The organism is Oceanimonas baumannii, assembly GCF_002245495.1.
In the GTDB taxonomy this organism is placed as follows: Bacteria; Pseudomonadota; Gammaproteobacteria; order Enterobacterales; family Aeromonadaceae; genus Oceanimonas; species Oceanimonas baumannii.
The window spans coordinates 201966-221865 of the sequence record NZ_NQJF01000005.1; the positions used below are offsets into that span (position 1 = coordinate 201966).

At 57.7% G+C, this 19900-nt stretch carries 21 protein-coding genes and 2 tRNA genes; 8 read left to right on the forward strand and 15 right to left on the reverse strand.

Annotated features, from left to right (window positions below):
• Positions 1-42: 42 nt before the first annotated feature.
• The 7 genes from B6S09_RS07575 to B6S09_RS07605 form a co-directional block, all read right to left on the reverse strand.
• Entirely contained in the window at positions 43-411 is a 369-nt protein-coding gene (locus B6S09_RS07575) for a diacylglycerol kinase (RefSeq protein WP_094277892.1), read from the reverse strand.
• A complete protein-coding gene (lpxH, locus tag B6S09_RS07580; protein WP_094277893.1) occupies positions 408-1145 on the reverse strand; it encodes a UDP-2,3-diacylglucosamine diphosphatase in 738 nt (245 codons plus the stop codon). The genes B6S09_RS07575 and lpxH overlap by 4 nt, the downstream gene beginning before the upstream one ends.
• Before the next feature lie 69 nt (positions 1146-1214).
• Positions 1215-1712: a peptidylprolyl isomerase gene (locus B6S09_RS07585; protein WP_094277957.1), complete on the reverse strand. Its 498-nt coding sequence runs from the start codon at positions 1710-1712 to the stop codon at positions 1215-1217.
• A gap of 73 nt (positions 1713-1785) precedes the next feature.
• Positions 1786-3750: an LTA synthase family protein gene (locus B6S09_RS07590; RefSeq protein WP_094277894.1), complete on the reverse strand. Its 1965-nt coding sequence runs from the start codon at positions 3748-3750 to the stop codon at positions 1786-1788.
• Positions 3751-3830: 80 nt separating this feature from the next.
• Entirely contained in the window at positions 3831-5456 is a 1626-nt protein-coding gene (locus B6S09_RS07595; RefSeq protein ID WP_208321709.1) for a phosphoethanolamine transferase, read from the reverse strand.
• 102 nt (positions 5457-5558) lie between these two features.
• Positions 5559-6806, reverse strand: coding sequence for a sensor histidine kinase (locus tag B6S09_RS07600; RefSeq protein WP_166670290.1), 1248 nt, complete (start codon positions 6804-6806; stop codon positions 5559-5561).
• Positions 6787-7473: a response regulator transcription factor gene (locus B6S09_RS07605; protein WP_094277897.1), complete on the reverse strand. Its 687-nt coding sequence runs from the start codon at positions 7471-7473 to the stop codon at positions 6787-6789. The genes B6S09_RS07600 and B6S09_RS07605 overlap by 20 nt, the downstream gene beginning before the upstream one ends.
• Positions 7474-7612: 139 nt before the next feature.
• Between B6S09_RS07605 and B6S09_RS07610 the strand changes: the two genes are divergently transcribed.
• The 4 genes from B6S09_RS07610 (at position 7613) to B6S09_RS07625 (ending at position 10609) form a co-directional block, all read left to right on the forward strand.
• Entirely contained in the window at positions 7613-8143 is a 531-nt protein-coding gene (locus B6S09_RS07610; protein ID WP_094277898.1) for a cytochrome b/b6 domain-containing protein, read from the forward strand.
• Positions 8144-8287: 144 nt separating this feature from the next.
• Positions 8288-9667: a cysteine--tRNA ligase gene (cysS, locus tag B6S09_RS07615; protein WP_094277899.1), complete on the forward strand. Its 1380-nt coding sequence runs from the start codon at positions 8288-8290 to the stop codon at positions 9665-9667.
• An 89-nt stretch (positions 9668-9756) separates the two neighbouring features.
• Positions 9757-10041, forward strand: coding sequence for a hypothetical protein (locus B6S09_RS07620; protein ID WP_094277900.1), 285 nt, complete (start codon positions 9757-9759; stop codon positions 10039-10041).
• A gap of 223 nt (positions 10042-10264) precedes the next feature.
• A complete protein-coding gene (locus B6S09_RS07625; RefSeq protein ID WP_094277901.1) occupies positions 10265-10609 on the forward strand; it encodes a hypothetical protein in 345 nt (114 codons plus the stop codon).
• A 43-nt stretch (positions 10610-10652) separates the two neighbouring features.
• Here B6S09_RS07625 and B6S09_RS07630 read toward each other — a convergent pair whose 3' ends face one another.
• Both B6S09_RS07630 and folD read right to left on the reverse strand, forming a co-directional pair.
• Positions 10653-11477, reverse strand: a complete 825-nt coding sequence (locus B6S09_RS07630) for an ion transporter (RefSeq protein ID WP_094277902.1) — start codon at positions 11475-11477, stop codon at positions 10653-10655.
• Positions 11478-11495: 18 nt separating this feature from the next.
• Positions 11496-12356, reverse strand: coding sequence for a bifunctional methylenetetrahydrofolate dehydrogenase/methenyltetrahydrofolate cyclohydrolase FolD (gene folD, locus B6S09_RS07635; RefSeq protein WP_094277903.1), 861 nt, complete (start codon positions 12354-12356; stop codon positions 11496-11498).
• Positions 12357-12504: 148 nt separating this feature from the next.
• Here folD and B6S09_RS07640 point away from each other — a divergent pair.
• Together B6S09_RS07640 and B6S09_RS07645 are read left to right on the forward strand one after the other, a co-directional pair.
• A tRNA-Arg gene (locus B6S09_RS07640) sits at positions 12505-12581 on the forward strand.
• Between the two features lie 7 nt (positions 12582-12588).
• A tRNA-His gene (locus B6S09_RS07645) sits at positions 12589-12664 on the forward strand.
• Positions 12665-12741: 77 nt separating this feature from the next.
• Here the strand turns inward: B6S09_RS07645 and B6S09_RS07650 are convergent.
• From B6S09_RS07650 to pspA, 6 genes are read right to left on the reverse strand one after another with little or no spacing between them, the layout of a single operon-like run.
• Positions 12742-13389, reverse strand: coding sequence for a tellurite resistance TerB family protein (locus tag B6S09_RS07650; RefSeq protein WP_094277904.1), 648 nt, complete (start codon positions 13387-13389; stop codon positions 12742-12744).
• Positions 13390-13442: 53 nt separating this feature from the next.
• Positions 13443-14429 carry a YcjF family protein gene (locus B6S09_RS07655; RefSeq protein WP_094277905.1) on the reverse strand — a complete coding sequence of 329 codons (987 nt, stop codon included), beginning with the start codon at positions 14427-14429 and terminating at the stop codon, positions 13443-13445.
• Positions 14426-15829 (reverse strand): YcjX family GTP-binding protein, encoded by a 1404-nt coding sequence (locus tag B6S09_RS07660; protein ID WP_094277906.1) that lies wholly within the window; start codon positions 15827-15829, stop codon positions 14426-14428. The genes B6S09_RS07655 and B6S09_RS07660 overlap by 4 nt, the downstream gene beginning before the upstream one ends.
• Positions 15826-16221 carry an envelope stress response membrane protein PspC gene (pspC, locus tag B6S09_RS07665; protein WP_094277907.1) on the reverse strand — a complete coding sequence of 132 codons (396 nt, stop codon included), beginning with the start codon at positions 16219-16221 and terminating at the stop codon, positions 15826-15828. The genes B6S09_RS07660 and pspC overlap by 4 nt, the downstream gene beginning before the upstream one ends.
• Positions 16206-16439, reverse strand: a complete 234-nt coding sequence (gene pspB, locus B6S09_RS07670) for an envelope stress response membrane protein PspB (RefSeq protein WP_094277908.1) — start codon at positions 16437-16439, stop codon at positions 16206-16208. The genes pspC and pspB overlap by 16 nt, the downstream gene beginning before the upstream one ends.
• Positions 16436-17104 (reverse strand): phage shock protein PspA, encoded by a 669-nt coding sequence (gene pspA / locus B6S09_RS07675; protein WP_094277909.1) that lies wholly within the window; start codon positions 17102-17104, stop codon positions 16436-16438. Before pspA ends, pspB begins: the two co-directional genes overlap by 4 nt.
• 192 nt (positions 17105-17296) lie before the next feature.
• On the opposite strand from pspA, the gene pspF reads away from it, so the two are divergent.
• Together pspF and B6S09_RS07685 are read left to right on the forward strand one after the other, a co-directional pair.
• Positions 17297-18289, forward strand: a complete 993-nt coding sequence (gene pspF, locus B6S09_RS07680; protein ID WP_094277910.1) for a phage shock protein operon transcriptional activator — start codon at positions 17297-17299, stop codon at positions 18287-18289.
• Positions 18290-18300: 11 nt separating this feature from the next.
• Positions 18301-19899 carry an ABC transporter substrate-binding protein gene (locus tag B6S09_RS07685; protein ID WP_094277958.1) on the forward strand — a complete coding sequence of 533 codons (1599 nt, stop codon included), beginning with the start codon at positions 18301-18303 and terminating at the stop codon, positions 19897-19899.
• The last annotated feature ends 1 nt before the right edge of the window (position 19900 follow it).

Below are 19900 nucleotides of genomic sequence, written 5' to 3' on the forward strand. Positions count from 1 at the left end.
GGGTGTTGCATGAGTCAGCAGGCGCGGTGACGGCGGCCCTGCTCACAGCAGGTGGTCTGCCAGTATCAGCCCCCAGACCAGTACTGCCAGCAACAAGGTCAGCAGTACCGCCGCCGACCCCATGTCCTTGGCGCGCCCCGCCAGCTCATGATGTTCGGGGCCGATGCGGTCTACCACCGCTTCAATGGCGGAGTTTATCAGCTCTACAATCAGCACCATGACCAGACTGACCAGCAGCCACAAGGTATGCGTCAGTGACAAATCCAGCCAGAGCGCAAAGGGCACAAGCACCAGCGCCAGCCATAGCTCCTGACGAAAGGCTGCCTCAAAACGGTAAGCACTGACCAGCCCCTGACGGGAATAACCCAGCGCCGCCACCAACCGCCGTATTCCGGTTTTGCCTGGCTTCATCTGTTTTCCTCCAGCTCACGACTCTGCAGCTCAGCATGATCCGGGCCGATGCGCAGTACACTGCCCTGGGTGTACCAGTCACCCAGCACCAGCCGCTGAACAGGCTGGCCATCAAGGATAAAATCATGCATGGCGGGCCTGTGGGTATGGCCGTGGATCAGCCGCTTTACCCCGGCCTTGCGCATTTGCCGGGCCACCTCCTGCCGGTTTACATCCATAATGGTGATGTTTTTGCCCTGTTTGGACTGAGCACTCTTGCCGCGAATGCCGTCGGCGATGTCCAGCCGCTTGCGGAGAGGCAAACACAGAAACAGCCATTGCAGCCAGCGCCAACGGGTGATACGGCGGTAACGCTGATAGCCGGCGTCGTCGGTACACAGAGTGTCGCCATGCATAATGAGGACAGGTTCGCCGTACAGGTCGATCACATGATGTTCAGGCAGCAGGGTCATGCCCGCCTCGGCGGCAAAACGCCGGCCAATCATGAAATCCCGGTTGCCGTGAATGTAATACACCGGCGTACCGCCCTCACTGCAGGTACGGAATGCCGCCGCCACCTGCCGGTTCAGCTCGACGGGCTCATCGTCGCCAACCCAGAATTCAAACAAGTCGCCCAGCACATAAAGGGCATCTGCCCCGGGCGCTTCGTCACGCATAAATTCAAGAAAGGCATGGGTAATATCGGGCCGGCCATCACTCAAATGCAGGTCGGCAATAAACAGGGTATGGGGCATCGGCTCAGATCCGGTTCCAGACACAACAATGCCCGCCTAGGCGGGCATTGCAACACAGTGCGATATGACTTACTCGCTGATAGTTACGCCAGTGATCAGCACGTCGTCTACCGGCACATCCTGGTGCATGTAACCCCGGGTGCCGGTGGCCACGCCCTTGATTTTATTGACCACGTCCATGCCTTCGCTCACTTCACCAAACACGCAGTAGCCGTAGCCCTGAGTGGTGGCAGACTTGAAGTTCAGAAAATCATTGTCATTTACATTGATGAAGAACTGAGCAGTGGCAGAATGCGGCTCCATGGTACGGGCCATGGCAATGGCACCCACCTTGTTGGTCAGGCCGTTGTCTGCTTCATTTTTGATGGTGGCACGGGTTTCCTTTTCTTCAAAGCCCGGACCATAGCCGCCGCCCTGGATCATGAAGCCGTCAATCACCCGGTGAAACAGGGTGTTGTCATAGTGACCGTCGCGGCAATATTGCAGAAAGTTGGCAACGGTTTCCGGTGCCTTGTCGGCAAACAGCTGAAGAGTAATATCGCCGTAGGTAGTGTGCAGTGTGACCATGTTCATGCTTCCGAGTGTTAAAGTTCAGGTGCCGAGTTTAGCGCAAGCGGCAGCGATAGCGAACCCCTGCCCGCTACCGACCGGCAATAAAGCCGCTGTCAGACGATGCCGGCAGCCGGTACAGCCCCTGCTGATAGGCCAGGCTGCCCCACAAGGCATAGGCCTGAGCCTGCTGCGCCAGGCCGGCATCCGCCGGCACCGGGGTAAGCGACTGCTGACCGGCGTCATATTGAAAGCCAAGGGCGTCCTGCTCCGGTTGCAATACCACCATGTCGCGTCCTTTCAGCAAGGCGAAATTCTGATCGAACTGCATCAGGGCCCGGTTGGGGGAATAACGAGTCAGATCCTGTCCCAGCATGGGATTGTCGCTGTCGATACCGGCCAGCGACAGCAGAGTCGGCGGCAAATCAATCTGGCTCACCAGGCGGTCGTCACGGCGCGGTGCTATGCCCTCACCCAACAGCAGGGCCGGCACGCGAAAGTGTGGCACCGGCACCAGCTCGGGGCCATAGGTACGGGAGTCGTGATCGGCTACTACCAGGAACAGGGTGTCCTGCCAGTAGTCGGATTGTTGCGCCAGCTCGAAGAAGCGCCCCAGCGCATAGTCGGCATATTTGGCGGCGTTATTACGGGTCTGCTTTGGCTGCTCATACAGCACGATACGATCATCGGGAAACTCAAAGGGATCGTGATTACTGGAGCTGAATACCAGGCTAAAAAAGGGCTTGTCGCTCCGGTGCAGCTGTTCAAATTCCTGATTGGCACGCACGAACAGATCCTCGTCGCTGACTCCCCAGGATCCCTCAAACACCGGCGACTCGAAGTCCCGCTGATCAACGATATGCTCAAAGCCATTGCCCAGAAAAAAGCTGGCCATGTTATCGAAATGGCTTTCACCACCATAGATAAACTGGGTGTGGTAGCCCCGCTTACGCAGCAGTTGTGCCAGGGTGAAAAAGCCGGTCTGGCTCTTGTCGAGCTTGACCACGGCCCGGGACGGCGTGGGGGTAAAGCCGGTGATCACTGCCTCAATGCCGCGCACCGAACGGGTGCCGGTGGCATAAAGCTGTTCAAACAGCCAGCCCTGCCGGGCCAGCCGGTCAAATTCCGGGGTCAGCGGCCGCCCGCCCAGGGTACCGACAAACTGAGCACCCAGGCTTTCTTCCAGAATGATCACCAGATTTCTAGGCTTGCCCCGATAACTGGCGGTGTTGCGGGTGAGGCTCGGCAACGCCGGAGACACATACTCATGCTCCGGTCGTCCCTGAGCCTGACGCAGGGTATCCAGCAACTGCTGCCGGTCCATCCGGCCATAGAGGGAGGCGGCGCTTTCCTCCTTACCCAGTTGTTTCACCGCAAAGCCCACCGAATAGGCAGAGTTGAGCACCAGACCATTCACCAGCGGGTCGGTGGAAAAGGCCACCAGTGCCGGGTTCAGCCCCCTGTGCCCCAGGGTAGAACGGGCGCCGAGCAGCCCCAGTGACAGCACCAGCACCGCCAGTACCGGCCGCCAGTACCAGACCGGCATGGTTAAGTCGCGACACAACCGGTCCGACCAGCGCCAGCCGCCCCACAGGGCCGCCGGCACCAGCACACTCACCAGCATCAGCGCCGGCAGGTGCCCCTGCAACAGCATGCCAAATACTTCTTTCGGATAGATCAGGTATTCAATAAACAACCGGTTAGGGCGCAGATCATAGGTGTTGATAAAGGCCGGGGTCGCCAGCTCCAGCAACAGCAGCAGGCCGGTGCCTGCGGTCAGCCACAAACGCATCAGCCCCATCCAGACGCGGCCCGGGCCGTGTTTGCCGGCCAGCAACAAGGTGAATACCGCCGGCACCCCAAATAACCAGCACAAGGTCGACACATCCACCCGCAGCCCCTGCAGCAGCACAGGCCCCCAGCCATCGGCCCCGGTTACCCGCTCGGCCTGCCACCATGCCAGCCCCAGCCGGCTGAGGCTGAGCAGTGCCAGGCACAGCAGCAAAAAACAGAAAAAAGGCCATAGCGGCCCCAGCCGTTGTTTGAGTCGCGTCATGTTCACTGTGCCAGTCAGGTTAAAACACCCATGCTAAGGGCACCAAAGTCGAAAAAAGGTCAAAACCCGGCTTCACTACTTCAGGCAGAACGACAGGGAGCCAACAGATCCTGTTTGGGCTGGTATTGGCTGGTATGCACCCCCATCAGTCCCAGTACCGAGTCAAACAGGTTGTCATGGGAAAAACGGCCCTCTTTTGCCTGCTGCTTAAGACAGCCGTTATCGAGGCCGTTTTCCCGGCCGAGACCGGCAGACAGCCACATCAGCATGGGCACTTGCGTTTGCTGAACGGGTGCCAGCGCGTAAGGCAGGCCGTGCAGATAGAGCCCGTTTTCACCCAGGGACTCGCCGTGATCAGACAGGTACACCAGGCCGGTATTCCACTGCGCCTGATGCTGTTTCAGCATTTCCAGCACCTGGCTGATGATGTAATCGCTGTAGTAAAGGGTATTGTCGTAGGTGTTCACCAGTTCCCGGACGCTGCAGTTCTGAATGTCGCTGCGCTGACAGTCGGGGGTGAAATGGGCAAACTCCGCCGGATAACGCTGGTAATAAGTGGGGCCATGGCTGCCCACCATATGCAGCACCAGCACCCGATCCTGCTGGCCTGGCCGGTCCAGCGCCCGGCGCAAAGGTGACAGCAGCACACCATCCTGACAGTAGTCACCATCACACAGCTGGCCGCCGTCTTCGGGACGGAACGACTGGGTGGGTATCCGCTCACACACTCCTTTACAGCCGCCGTCGTTTTCAAGCCAGGTAATATCGAGTCCGGCGTGCTCAAGTACGTCCAGCAGGTTGTCCTGGCGCTCGGCCTGCTCGGCGTCATAGTCCGACTTGGGCTGGCGCGAGAACATGCAGGGCACCGATACTGAGGTGGCGGTGCCGCAGGAGCTGACCGCCTGGAATGACACAACCCCCTGTTCACGGGTAAAGGCATTGGTATCACGCGGGTAGCCGTTGAGCTCGAAGTTCATGCCCCTGGCGGTTTCCCCTACCATCAGCACCAGCAGGTTGGGCTTGCCGTTGTGATGCGGCCGCCCGACCCGTGCGTCCTCTCCCAGGGTACGCCAGGGCAGCTCTTCCTTCAGATAAGTCTGGTTGACATAACCGCCGGCGCTGGACAGAAAGTAGGTAGGAATGATCAGCTGTCTCAGGTAACTGTTGTTGCGCCCGACCGAGGCATAATCCTGATAGTAACCAACGGCAATCACTCCGATGGCAGCCAGCGAGCCCAGCACCGACACCCCTTTCCACAGCAGATCCTTAAGCACGCCGCCGTGCTCAATGCGCACCCGGGCCAGCAGCAGGGCCGGCGCCACACCGGTGAGCACAAACCACAACAGGGAAGCAGCGTTCAGATAGGATTTGGCTTCCCCCTGGTGGGTCTGCATGATATTGGCCATCATGTCCTGATCGAACACCACCCCATACTGGAACATGGCGTAGCTGACCATGGAGGACAGCAGCAACAGCGCAATAAAAATACCCTTTTCCAGGTATTTCACCGCCACCAGGGTAAACAGCAGGTTGAGCGCCGCCACGAAAAATACCGGAATGGACAGCACAAAGCCGGCGCTGACGCCGTCCAGGCTTTCCAGTATGCCGGCCAGCTTGGTGGTGAGTGGCAGGTTGAGCACAAAGAAGAAATACAGCGCCAGCAGCAGCACCAGCCGGCGGGACGAAATACCCGGTTGAGAAGACATACCCATGAGCAACCTCGACAGCAGAACAAGCCGCAGTCACGGCACCAGGCCGGCAGCGGCGACATTGCCACCAAGGTTAATCGGAGGGAAGTGAAAAAAAAGTCAAAAGACGATACGTACGCATGTGCCTCTGGGCTGATTCGACGCCAGGCTTAACCGCCAGCCCTGATGTTCGCAAATACGTTCCACAATGGCCAGGCCCAGACCAAAGCCACCGCTGCGACTTATGCCCCGCTCCCGTACCCGGGCCAGCACCTCCGGCTCAATGCCCTCGCCGCTGTCACATACCTCCAGCCAGTCCGGCCCCAGGCACAGCTCGATACGACCTTCGCTGGTATGAGCCAGAGCATTGCGCAACAGATTATTAATCACCGCCCCGGCCAGAGTGGCCGGTACCTGGGGATGCTCATCCGCCGCTACCGTCAGGGCCAGAGTCAGCCCCCGGGCCCCGGCCTGCCCCTGCCAGATTTCGATACAGGCAGCCGCAAGCTGGCCCAGGGGCACAAAAGTATCGTGACGGGCCGCCGCCTCGGGGGCCCGTGACAATTGCAAAAACAGCTCGACCTGCCGCTGCATGTCGTCCAGCGCTGCGGCCATGCGATCCAGTTGCCGGACTTCCTCCGCCGTGCCACTGCCGGTCTCCCGCAACATGTCGAGGGCACCGCGGATCACCATCATAGGGGTGCGCAATTCGTGGCTGGCGTTGGCGGAAAACTGCTGTTCCCGCGTAAGCAACTCCTGCACCCGCCCGGCATATTCCTCAAAGGTATGTGCCAGCTGCCCTACCTCGTCCTGGGGGTAAACACCCTGCAGACGGGCACCGGGTTGATGGCGCAGCCGGGCTACCTCTGCCGCCAGCCGGGAAACCGGCTGCAGAATTTGCCGGCTGAGCCGCTGCGACAGCCAGAAGCCCAGTATCCATATCGCCAGCACGGCCAGCGCGGCCCCCCCGAACACCCGCAGCTCGTAACGCTCAAACTCGCTCTGATCCTGCACCAGCACATGCTCCCAGCCAGGCTCATAATGCACAAACAGGTTATAGGCACCGTCCGCCAGCAGCACCTCATGGCCCCCTTCCGGATAACCCCGGAAGGGCTCCGGCAACAAGCTCTGCTGCTCGGCGGGCAGCTTGTAATAGGTAGTGTCCGCCATCGGCTGTACCAAGGATTGCTCCAGGCCAGCGTGGGCCCGTACCTGGTCAAGCAGATCGCTTTGCAGATGGTTGTAAAACAGGCTGCGTTCAAACCAGAACACCAGCAGCACCATGGCCACCGTCGCGACCAGGCTCAGGGTCACGATCAGCAGGTTGAGCCCCCAGCGCAGGCGGGCATTAATGGTCAGTGGCATCATCGTCAGCCACCAGCCGGTAACCCCGGCCATGCACGGTGTGCAGCAGAGGATGAGCAAAGGGTTTATCAATAGCGCTGCGCAGCAGGTAAATATGAGACTTGAGGCCGTCACTGTCGGGAGGCTCGTCGGCCCACAGCTCATTGGCCAGAGTGGCCCGGCTGACCACGCCGGGTGAATGCTTCATCAGCACTTCCAGCAACTTCAGACATTTGGGGTTGAGGCTGATGTCCTGCCCGCACCGGCTGACCTTCAGGGTACCAAGGTCCAGGCTCAGGTCACCCACCGTCAGCCGGCGCACCAGCTGATGCTGGCTGCGCTTGAGCACCGCCTGAATGCGCGACCACAGCTCTGGCAGCGCGAAGGGTTTCACCAGGTAATCATCAGCCCCCACCTCAAAGCCGGCCAGCTTGTCATCCAGGGTATCCCGGGCGGTCAGCATTAATACCGGCAGCGGATTCAGCCCGGTGCGCAAGCGCCGGCACAGTTCCAGGCCGTCGAGTCCCGGCAGACCAAGATCGAGCACCAATAGATCAAATTCCTCACGGCCCAGCAGGGTCTCAGCGGCGGTACCGTTGTGCAGCGCATCCACTACACATCCCTTAAGACTGAGATAATCAACGATATTGACCAGAATATCCGGGTTGTCCTCTACCACCAGAATGCGCATTCACTCTCCTTCGGTCCATGCTGCCGGGCACAGCAGTGCATATTATTAAACCACCGCAATAACACTTAATGTAGCCTTAAGTTTGCTCCCTTAAAGTGATAGCAAGGCCGGTATTGGCCACCATCAAGGGAGAATAGCAATGCAATTGATCAAGGTATGGGATCCTCTGGTTCGCGTGTTCCACTGGTCGCTGGTGGCGGCCTTCGCCACGGCCTGGCTTACCGCCGATGAATGGCAGTCGGTCCATGAACTGGTGGGCTATGGCGTCATGGGCCTGATTGCCATCCGGCTGATCTGGGGGCTGATGGGCTCACACTATGCCCGTTTCAGCCAGTTTGTGCGCTCACCCTCGGTTACCCTTCACTACCTGCATGAACTACGCCACCACCGCGAGCCGCGCTATATCGGCCATAATCCGGCAGGAGCGGCCATGGTTCTGGCTTTGCTCGGTGCTCTGATATCGCTGACCGCCAGCGGCTGGCTGTATGTTTCTGATACCGGTGGCGACTGGCTGGAAGAAGTACATGAGTTTATCGCCAATGCCCTGCTGGCGCTGGTGGCCCTGCACCTTGCCGGTGTGGCACTGACCGGGCTGCGCCACCGGGAAAACCTGGTTAAGTCCATGATTACCGGCACCAAACGTCCACCTGCCAACCACGACATCAACTGAGGCCGCATCCATCAACCTTCCTGTCCGGCTGCAAAAGCCGGTACAGGGCGGCATGTAAAAGGAGTTGGACTTGCACCCGTCCGTCATTAACGGTTCAATAGGTGGCGATTTAAATTACCACTCACCACCACAAGACGCGAAAAAATGCTGAAAATATACAACTCTCTTACCCGTCAAAAAGAAGAATTCAAACCCCTGGTGCCCGGCAAGGTTGGCATGTATGTGTGTGGTGTAACCATTTATGATCTCTGTCATATCGGCCACGGTCGTACCTTTGTGGCCTTTGATGTGGTCACCCGTTATTTGCGCCATGCCGGATACGATCTGACATTTGTACGCAATATCACCGACATTGACGACAAAATCATCAAACGTGCAGCAGAGAACGGGGAAAGCTGCGATGCTCTCACCGAACGTCTGACTGCCGACATGTACCGGGACTTCGACGCCCTGAACATTGCCCGTCCCGATATCGAGCCCAGGGCTACCGGCCATATTCCCGAAATCATTGAGATGGTGGAAAACCTGATAAAGAACGGTCACGCCTATGTCGCCGACAATGGCGATGTCCTGTTTGAGGTCAACAGCTTTGCCGACTATGGCAGACTCTCTGGCCAGAACCTGGAGCAACTGCAAGCCGGTGCCCGGGTGGAAGTGGAGCAGAGCAAGCGGAACCCTCTCGACTTTGTGCTGTGGAAGCAGTCCAAGCCTGGTGAGCCGAGCTGGGATTCCCCCTGGGGTCCGGGTCGTCCGGGCTGGCACATCGAATGCTCCGCCATGAATGGCAAGCATTTGGGCAAGCACTTCGACATTCACGGCGGTGGCTCGGATCTGCAGTTCCCCCATCACGAAAACGAAATCGCCCAAAGCTGCTGCGCCAACCACAGCCCCTACGTGAACACCTGGATGCATTCCGGCATGGTCATGGTAGATCAGGAGAAGATGTCCAAGTCTCTGGGCAACTTCTTTACCATTCGTGACGTACTCAGCCACTACGATGGTGAAACCATTCGCTACTTTTTGCTGTCCGGTCACTATCGCAGCCAGCTCAACTATTCCGACGAGAACCTGAAACAGGCCCGCACCGCTCTGGAGCGGCTCTATACCGCACTGCGGGATCTGCCCGAGGTACCCGTCGCCGGTGGCGAGGAGTTTGTTTCCCGTTTCAATGCCGCCATGGATGATGACTTCAATACGCCCGAGGCCTACTCCGTGCTGTTTGATCTGGTTCGGGAAATCAACCGCCAGAAAGGCCAGGACGCCGCAGCGGCCGCCGGACTGGCCGCCCGCCTGCGTGAGCTGGCCGGGGTTCTGGGGCTGCTGACACAGGAGCCCGAAGCCTTCCTGCGCGGCGATGCCGGTGCCGACGACGACGTCGCCGAAATAGAACGCCTGATCCAGGCCCGTCTTGATGCCCGCCAGAATAAAGACTGGGCTGCTGCTGATGCAGCACGGGATTCTCTTACCGCCATGGGCATTGTGCTGGAAGATGGTCCGGAAGGTACCCGCTGGCGCAGAAAATAACCCATAACGGTTGAAATAAATTAAAAGGGCACCCATAAGGTGCCCTTTATACATTTATTTATTTTTAATTAGCACAACTGGAGCCTGCGATGAAAAAGTTAACCTTGTGTGTGATAGGCGTGTTTTTCGGCATTCTGACCGGCTGTGATACTCAGGGGCCCGGGCCTGTCGCCGATGTAGGGGATCATATTGATGAAGTGGTAGAAAATGGGGTTCATTCCGAGACCACTCCTGAATTACCTGCAGAAGCGAAGCCCGAGCCGGAAGTCATAGAGCAACAGAAAAAGCACCATCAGCAGGTGGTAGAACAGGCTTCTAAAGAAGCAGAAGACAAACTCAATGCCATTTTGAATGCCACTGCCGAGCCTGAATAACGGACTAAAGACAGACCTCGTCATATGCTGAAGCGTTTTTTTTAAACTTGTTACGTCAGCCTGTTTCGCTTTTTTCTGTTAACTTATGATTTTAAAAGAGTTTTAATAAATACGGCATCATTAATGGAATCGCATGACTATTGCTGTTGCCAGTCATAAGCTATTACTCTTTATGCCAACACAAAAGCGGAATACTCCGCACCTTGCAAACCAGGGAGAAAATATGAACAAGTCACTGCTGAATGTTTTACTCTTTACCTCCGTTACCACTTTTGGTCTTGCTGCCTGCGATAACCAGGGGCCTGCTGAGCAGGCTGGTGAAAAAGTAGATAACGCCGTAGAGCAGGTGCAGGATCAGGCCGAGCAGACCGCTGACGATGCGCAGGAAGCCCTCGGCATGGAAGAACAAGGCGCGATGGAAGAACTGGGCGAGTCTGTTGATAACACAATGAACGACATCTCTCAGGCTGCCAGTGAGCAGACCGATGCAGCCGCCGCAGCCATGGAAGAAGCTGCCGACGAAGCCGAGCGCAAGGTCAACGAACTGGTTGAAGAAAGCGAGCAATAAGCTACATCACTGCCAAATAAAAGAGGAGCTGCGGCTCCTCTTTTTATGTCGGTTCTCCCGGTGGCTCCAGCTCTGCACCACAATGATTGCAGAACTTCGCATCCCGCTCGTGGCCACTGCGATCGCATTGAGGACAGTGGCGGCGGTTATACTCCTTGCGCATTTCCCGGCCAAGCTCGGCAGTAATAATACCGGTCGGCACTGCGATAATGGCATACCCCATCAGCATGGTCACCGCAGCAATTCCCCGCCCCAGCCATGTTTGCGGTGTTATATCGCCAAAGCCGACGGTAGTAATGGTCACGATAGCCCAGTAAATGCCGGTGGGAATGCTGGTAAAGCCGTTTTCCGGCCCCTCGACGACATAAAGCAACGAGCCAAACAGGGTAACCAGAATAAACAGGCTACTGAAAAACACCAGGATTTTGCGCCGGCTCTGATTAAGCGAGCGCATCAGCAAATTCGCTTCGTCTACATAGCGCAGCAGTTTAAGCACCCTGAACACCCGCAATACTCTCAGCAGGCGAACCATCAGCAGAAAACTGGCACCAGGCATAAAAATAACAAGGTAGGTAGGTAACACCGCCAGCAGATCGATAATGCCGTAAAAACTGCGTAAATAGGCTATCCGGCTTTGAGCGCAATATACCCTGAGCGCGAACTCAATCGTAAACAGCAGGGTAAACCCCCACTCCAGCCGGTAAAGCAGAAGGCCATATTCCGCCCGGATGCTGCCGACAGAGTCCAGCAGCAGCACCACCATTGACAGCAATATGGCCAGGATAAGAGCAATATCAAAGCGACGGCCGGCGGGAGTTTCAGTACCAAAAATAACCGTATACAGGACATCCTTGTCGAGCCACTTCATCGGCCACTCCCCCCGGCTTTATCCGTTGTCGTGATAACGCTCGCAGGCAATCAGGGTATTTTCAATCAGCGTAGCCACCGTCATCGGGCCAACACCGCCGGGCACAGGGGTAATATAGGCGGCGCGCTCAGCCGCCACGGCATATTCCACATCTCCTACCAGGCGACCGTCATCCAGGCGGTTAATACCCACATCAATCACAACGGCACCGGGTTTAATCCAGTCGCCGGGGATAAAGTTGGGCTTGCCTACCGCTACTACCAGCAGATCGGCCCGGGCTACCTGCGCCTGCAGATCTTCGGTAAAGCGATGGCAGGTCGTTGTGGTGCAACCGGCCAGCAACAGCTCCAGCGTCATGGGCCGGCCCACAATATTGGATGCCCCCACCACCACGGCGTTCAGGCCATGCGTTTTGATATGGCTGCGTTCGATCAGGGTCATGATTCCCTTGGGCGTACAGGGACGCAGTGCCGGAATACGCTGGGCCAGCCGCCCCACATTGTAAGGGTGAAAGCCGTCAACATCTTTGTGGGGGTGGATACGCTCTACCACCAGAGTAGAGTCAATATGTGCCGGCAGAGGCAGCTGTACCAGGATGCCGTCTATGCTGGTGTCGTTGTTCAGTTCATCGATAAGATCCAACAATTGCTGTTCGGTGGTATTGTCAGACAAATCATAAGACTTGGAAACAAAACCGACTTCTTCACAGGCCCGGCGCTTGCTGCCCACATAAACCTGAGAGGCGGGATTCGCTCCCACCAATATGACCGCCAGGCCAGGGGCCCGCTTGCCGGCGCTTTTACGGGCCGCTACTCGTTCGGCCACCTGGTTGCGTACCGCCTGTGCAATCGCTTTTCCATCGATTATTTGAGCTGACATCTGCGTTATTTCTCACCTTTATAAACCTGCGATAATTGTCGCATTTTTTCAGGGCTTTGATAAGCAAAGCCCTGAGCGATAAAGCCGTTGACCCTGCGGGCGCAAGCCGGTATTATGCCGCCCCGTTGCCCGCCAAGCGGGTGATGCAGCGCCCTTAGCTCAGCTGGATAGAGCATCCGCCTTCTAAGCGGATGGTCGCAGGTTCGAGTCCTGCAGGGCGCGCCATTCAGTGGTGACCGTAGCTCAGTTGGTAGAGTCCCGGATTGTGATTCCGGTTGTCGCGGGTTCGAGCCCCGTCGGTCACCCCATCTTCCAATATCGCCCCGCAGTCAGTTCAACCTAACCGGATCCACGCCATGCATAATGGCCATCCGGAAATAATTGGTTATTCCCTTTCCACCCCTTTCCTGACTTGTTGCTCCAGATGCGCCACCAGATCTGCAGGCAATTGCAGCCGGTGAGCCAACGCTTCCAGGTAAGCCCGCTCCGAGGCCTCATCGGGATCGATCACCAGCCGCGATGCGAGATACAGCTCGGCAGCCTGTTCCGGCCCCCTTGCCGATGCCACAATATCCTGAAGGGAAACCGGAGCTGACAGCATGTCAAAAATCAACGCTTTGTCATCGGCGGACAGCCCCATTTGCTCCACTTGCTCAAAAATACGTTGCTGTTCGCTGGCATCGACGTGGCCATCGGCTTTAGCGGCACCGATCATGGCGCGCATTAATGACAGCTGAAACGGCTCTCCTCCGGCCGCAGGCGCTTCCGGAGAAAAGCGGGCGTCCATGTGCTGAAAGTCATGCTCCCGTACCGGAACGGCCTGCTCGGGCGCCTTACCCTGCTGCCAGCCCTGATAAGCCTTCCAGGCCATCACCCCCGCAGCGGCAAGACCAGCATATTTGAGGGTACCCCCCGCCATTTTTCGGCCCTTTTTACTACCCAGCACCGCTCCCAGAATGCCACCGGTAGCAGCCCCCTTGCCGAAGCCCGACGAATTCCCCAGAAACGATTTAATCAACTTGTTTGCATCCATGATGAAACTCCTCTTGTTATTCGCGTGAGGCACTGCCACGCGTGACATGAAACCTACGAAAGCAGAGCTGATACCCGTTCAATCAGAGCACGGCGGATACCACCCAGCTGTTTTTTCTCATCCCCCTGCCAGGGCACGGGGCGACACAAATCCATGGTTTGCAGACCCAGACGAGCAGTCAGCAGGCCTGCGCCCACGCCCTGCCCGGCACGGGCCGACAAACGTCCGGCCAGCTCAAGCCCGAGTAAGTCCATACCTGCATCAATGGCGGCTTCAGACACCCCGACATACAACATGTGATGCAATACGCTTTTCAGTAGCCGGAGCCGGCTCAGTGCGCCAAGACGAAAACCATAACACTGGGTAATGTCTTCGATCATTTTCAGATTGCGCCACAGCACCAGCAGCATATCTACGGCAGCCAGCGGGCTTGCCGCCACCATCACCGCGGCCTCACCGGACCATTTCAATACCCTGGCCCTGGCTTGCCGGTCTTGCGTGTTCAGTACCTGACGGCTGTATAGGCTCAGCACCTCACCGTCCTGCTCGTCCCCGGTCAGTCCTGCCTGCCACTTGGCAAAAGCGTCGCTGTTATCAAGGCCACTGCACCGGGCCAGGTTTTCACAGAATCCTTTTGCCTGCCCGCATCCGTCGCCGGCCAGTAATTGCTCCGCCTGCTGTCGTTGCCTGGATACCCGCTCCAGCCTGCGCAACTGCACCAGTTCCCGCCATATACTGCCACCGGCAGCCAGCGCCAGCAGCGCCAGCGCCACACTCCAGGCCGCGCCCAGCCACTGGCTTTCCTGCCAGGTCTGCCACAGTGACACACCGGAGTGCACCAACAATAACAGCACAATCAGGCTCACCGCACTCCACCATAGCCGGTGCCGACGTGTCGGCCGCAGCGCACTGGCATGACCGGCAGAAGGGGTATCTGCTTGCAGAAAGTCGTCGTCGTTCAGGGCCTTACCTGCTCGCAGGGAATCACTTTGTTTAATCTCCAGCGGCTGGTCGAGGATCACTTTGGTTTTCAGCGTCACGCGAGTTTGTCTCCCAGTAAAAAGGCCAGCGCCTGATCAAGGCGCAAATGAGGCAGTGGCTGCTCCGGCTGCCAGACAGGAGGGGAAAAGTCGGTAAAGTCAAAACCCTGCTGCTGCCAGAAGTCCGCATCGGGCAGGTTTTCCGGTACTTCTCCGGGATACAGCGTCACCGACTCACCGTTATCGAGACGGCGGCCCTGCAATGCAGGAATCGTTTCTCCCCGATGGATAACTTCCCCACTGTGTGTGGCCTTGATGGAAGCCAGCGCCAGGGTGTCAATGTCGATGCCCGCAAGCCTGGCATGGCGATGACCTGCACGCACCAGGCCAGACAATAACCGTGCCAGCCGGCTGTGCTGATCGGGAGTAAGGTGATCTGCCTTGGTGGCAGCAAACAGCAACTTGTCGATACGGGGAGCAAACAGTCGTCTCCACCACCCCGTTTTGCCGTAATCGAAGCTTTGTACAATGGCATTCACCGCCCGGCTCAGATCAGCAAAGCTGTCGGTACCTCGGTTCAGCGCACTGAGACAGTCCACCAGCACAATCTGACGATCAAAACCGGCAAAGTGCTCCCGGTAAAACCCCGCTACCAGATGCTTCTTGTAGTGCTCAAAGCGGGTTTCCATCATGCCGTAATGATGTTGCTCACCAAGTCCCGCGGGCACCGCACCCCACACCCAGGGAACAAACTGAAGCATGGGCGCTCCCAGATATTCACCGGGCAGCACGAAACGCCCCGGTTGCACCAGGTAGGCACCGCACTCCCGCTTAATGTCATGCAGCCACTGGGTGTAACCCGCCGCCAGAGGAGCCAGCACGGCGTCGTCGGCCGGGCTGTCGGGGGCAATGACAGCGCCGGCCGTCAGCCAGGGATGAGCCAGCCTGGCCAGCGCAGGGGTCTGCAGCAACTCCTGCTGTTGGGCACTCCATTCGGCATAGCTCATGGAGAGCAGCGGCAAGTCCAGCAGCCATTCACCGGGATAATCCACCAGCTCAAGATAGAGGGTGGCAGTATCCTGCAGCCGGCGTTTGAGCCGGTTTTTCGGGCAATAACGAATGGCCAGGGTAATTTCACTGATCCCCCGGGTCGGCTCAGGCCACACCGGCGGTGTCTGCGCCAGCTGGCTCAGGGCCGCTTCATAGCCAAAAGCCGGCACATGGTGATGCCGGCCAGGCACACGCTGGCTGCCCAGTATCCGGCCTTCTGCCGCCGGTAGCCAGTGCGGCAGCCGGGCATCCAGGCCGGCATGCTCCAGCTGATTAACCAGACTGGTGATAAAGGCCGTCTTGCCGCTCCGGCTGAGCCCGGTTACCGCCAGACGGAGCCGCCGGTCCAGACCCCGCTGTACCCAGGACTCGGCCTTGTTGCGCCACTGGCGCATGGCTGTTTTGCTCATTTATCCTCGCGCAGATCATTGAATTCTCGTCGCAGGCGAAATTCACCGGAGGTAATTAACCGCTCCATGGTTGCCACCCGGCTATTCAGGCGTTCAAGCCGGCTTTCCAGCCGCTCCAGCGCATCACGGGGGGCCAGCCCCGATCGCCACCCTGCCGCTTTTACATGCTCCTGCGTGTCCGGTGAATGTTGCTCCCGGGGAAGATCATCCAGCAACAACCAGGCAGCAATATACAATACCAGAGTCAGAAAACTGGCAAACAGCAGGCCGGTGAACGCCAGTACCCGTACCAGCCAGGGCTCTACTTCCAGCCGGCGGGCAATGCCGGCACACACACCGCCCAGCTTGCCGTTGCGTTTATCCCGATACAAATTTATCAACGTCGACGCCATTCGGGTACCTCCTGATCAAGCAGCCGCTCCAGGGTCTCCACCCGTTCAGCCAGCTGCTCCGATTGTTGCAGCGCCTGCTCCAGGCGCTGACGGGCATTATCGTCCAGCCCTTCACCCAGCCGGCGCTTGCTGCGATAGTGCAGCACCAGCCATACCGGCACTACCAGAAACAAAAAGATGTTTAACGGGGCCACCAGGGCCCAGGCCAGTTCGGTCATTGGGATTCCTTATCGTTGTGCATTTTTGCCTTGAGTCGTTCCAGTTCCTTGCTGATGGTCTCGTCTACCTCCAGCTCGGCAAACTCCTGATCAAGCCCCTTGCTCTGACTGTAAAGGTCGGCACGGGCCTCCAGTTCATCAATTTTGCGTTCCATGCGGTCAAACTTGTCGATGGCGGCAGAGTTTTCACTGCGACGCACGCGCTCCTGCACATTAATACGGCTTTGGGCGCTTTGCTGACGCAACTGCATCGCCTGTTGCCTGGCCCGGGCATCGCCCAGCTTGGCTTCCAGCCGGCTGATGGCATCGGCCAGTTTTTCCATGCTTTCTTCTACCAGGCTGCATTCCTGCTCCAGCGCGGTAAGCAGATCACTTTGCTTTTTCTTTTCCAACAGCGCAGCCCGGGCCAGCTCTTCGCGCTGTTTGGTCAGGGCCAGCTCGGCTTTACCCTGCCACTCTTCCACCCGTTCCCGGTGGCGGTCAATCTGGCGCAGCAGATCTTTTTTCTCAGCCAGCATACGGGCCAAACTGGAGCGTTCGCGCACCAGCTCATCTTCCATCTCCTGAATAATCAGCCGCACCATTTTTTCCGGATCTTCTGCCTTATCGAGCAGAGAATTAAGGTTGGCATTAATAATGTCAGCCATTCTGGAAAATATGCTCATTGAACGTCTCCTTTGATTGCCGGGCAAGATGCCCGATGCATTGACCCTGACTTATTCAACTATCATGCCAGCTTGAATGTTTAGATTAACACCTTGTTTTAAATGATAAATTAATTTTTTGACGATAATACGAGATGGCACCAGTTAGTTAAAAAGGCTATTCTTTGGCAAATTTCGCCAAGGGCAGCGCAGATGACAGAGAACGAATTGATTGGTGAGTCCAATGCATTGCTTGGCGTACTGGATGAAGTTTCTCGCCTGGCACCGCTTAACCGGCCCGTGCTGGTGGTGGGTGAACGCGGCACCGGCAAAGAGCTGGTTGCACACCGTCTGCATTACCTGTCATCCCGCTGGCAGCAGCCATTTGTGTCCATCAATTGCGCCACCCTGGCAGAAAGCCTGCTCGAAACCGAATTATTCGGCCATGAAGCCGGTGCCTTTACCGGCGCACAAAAACGCCATGCCGGGCGCTTTGAACGGGCTGACGGCGGCACTCTGTTTCTGGATGAACTGGCCACCACCAGCACCCGTGTACAGGAAAAGCTGCTCAGAGTCATCGAATATGGTGAATTCGAACGGGTGGGCGGCACCCATCCGGTGCAGGTCAACGTACGCTTGCTGTGCGCCACCAACCAGGACTTGCCCACCCTGGTCAAAAAAGGCGAATTCCGGGCCGATTTGCTTGATAGACTGGCCTTTGATGTGGTTACATTGCCGCCCCTGCATGCTCGTGAGCAGGATGTGTTGCACCTGGCTGAGCATTTTGCGGTGAAATGGTGCGCCGAACTGGGCCACAGCCTGTTTGCCGGTTTTGGCCCCGATGCCCGCCGGCAATTGCTGGAGCACAACTGGCCCGGCAATGTGCGCGAACTGAAAAGCGCAGTGGAACGCAGCCTGTGCCGGCAACGTGAACCCGAACAACCGCTGGCACAGTTATGCCTGGATCCCTTTGCGTCGCCCTGGCAACCCGCTGCTGCACCGGTGCCGGCCAGCACTCGCCACTGGCCACTGGATCTGAAACAGCATCTGGCATCACAGGAACGGTCACTGGTTGAGACAGCCCTGGCCCGGGCCCGTTACAATCAACGTGAGGCAGCAACCCTGCTGGGACTGAGTTATCATCAATTGCGTGGTTTGCTGCGCAAACATGCCGTAGCCACCTCTGCAGGTACCACGGCGACATGAAAGGACTGAACATGCGTTACTGGCTATGCTGGCTGATTGCCCTGCTGCTGACAGGATGTGATGACAGTGACCAACAGCTGGTAAAGGAAAGCCTGCTTTATTGCGCAGAAGGCGCTCCTTTTACCTTTAATCCGCAACTGGCCGCCTCTACCCAGACCCTCGATGCCACCGCCCACCAGCTGTACGATCGTCTGCTGGATATCAATCCCGACACCCTGCAACCCATGCCCGCTCTGGCTACCAACTGGGAACGCAGTGACGATGGCCTGCGCTATCGTTTTACCTTACGCCCGGGCGTGCCGTTTCACCGCACCGACTGGTTTACCCCCACCCGCCCGCTAAACGCTGACGATGTGGTCTTCAGCTATCAGCGGCTGATTAATAGCCAGCATCCGTTTCATCATGTCAGCGGCGGTCACTACCCCTTTTTCGACAGCATTGGTCTGAGTAAGCTGGTAACTCAGGTGCATGCGCTGGGTCCGCAGGAGGTTGAGTTTGTCCTCAGCCGGCCCAATGCCTCTTTTATTACCAATCTGGCCACCGACTATGGGGTGATCCTGTCGGCAGAATATGCCGGTCAGTTACTGGCCGCCGGCACGCCCGAGTTGATTGATCAAAAGCCCGTGGGCACAGGACCATTTTATCTGGCCCAGTATCGTATTGATGACTTCATTCGCTATTACCGCCATCCGGGTTACTGGCGGGGCAATGTGGCACTGTCACAGCTGGTCTTTGATATCACCCCCAAGTCATCAAAACGGCTGGCCAAGCTGCTGACCGGTGAATGCGATGTGATGGCGCACCCCGGTGCCAGCCAGATGTCGGTGATTAAACAGCACCCGGAACTGGTGCTATCCCAAGCCACCGGCATGAATGTGTCGGTGCTGGCTCTCAATACCCAAAAAGCCCCCTTTGATGATGTGCGGGTACGCAAGGCGATGGCAATGGCGCTGTCCCGGAACGACATTCTGCAGGCCGTATTTTTCGGCATTGGCTCCAAGGCCGAGTCGGTGCTGCCGCCAGTATCCTGGGGATATGATCCCAATATTCTGATGCCCCTGCCCGATACCGGCCGGGCCCGCTGGCTGCTGGAACAGGCGGGCCTGAACAACGGCTTTACCATGACCCTGCTGGTGCCTGCCGGCTCCCGGGGCTATAACCCGGACGGCCTGAAAACCGGCCAGCTGATCCAGCGCCGGCTGGGAGAAATTGGCATCAAGGTTCGGCTGCAAAGCCTGGAAGAACAAATCCTGCGCCGGGAGCTGCAGAATGCCGGGCAGGATGCCGTGCTTACCGGCTGGTCTGCAGACAACCCGGATCCCGACAATATGCTGCATAATCTGCTGAGCTGTCAGGCCATTGATGTGGGCACCAATGCCAGCCGCTGGTGCAACCCGCTGTTTGAACAACAGCTGGCAGCCGCGTTAACCGCTCCCAACCTGAGCGAACGCATCGGCTTTTATCATCGCGCACTGAACATTGTTCATCTCGATATGCCACTAATTCCCCTTACGCATACTCTAAAACAGCAGGCCCACCGCCGTACGGTCAAAGGGCTGCAGCTACAGCCCTATGGCGGCGTGGTCCTTTACCGGGCGTACAAGGAGTAGC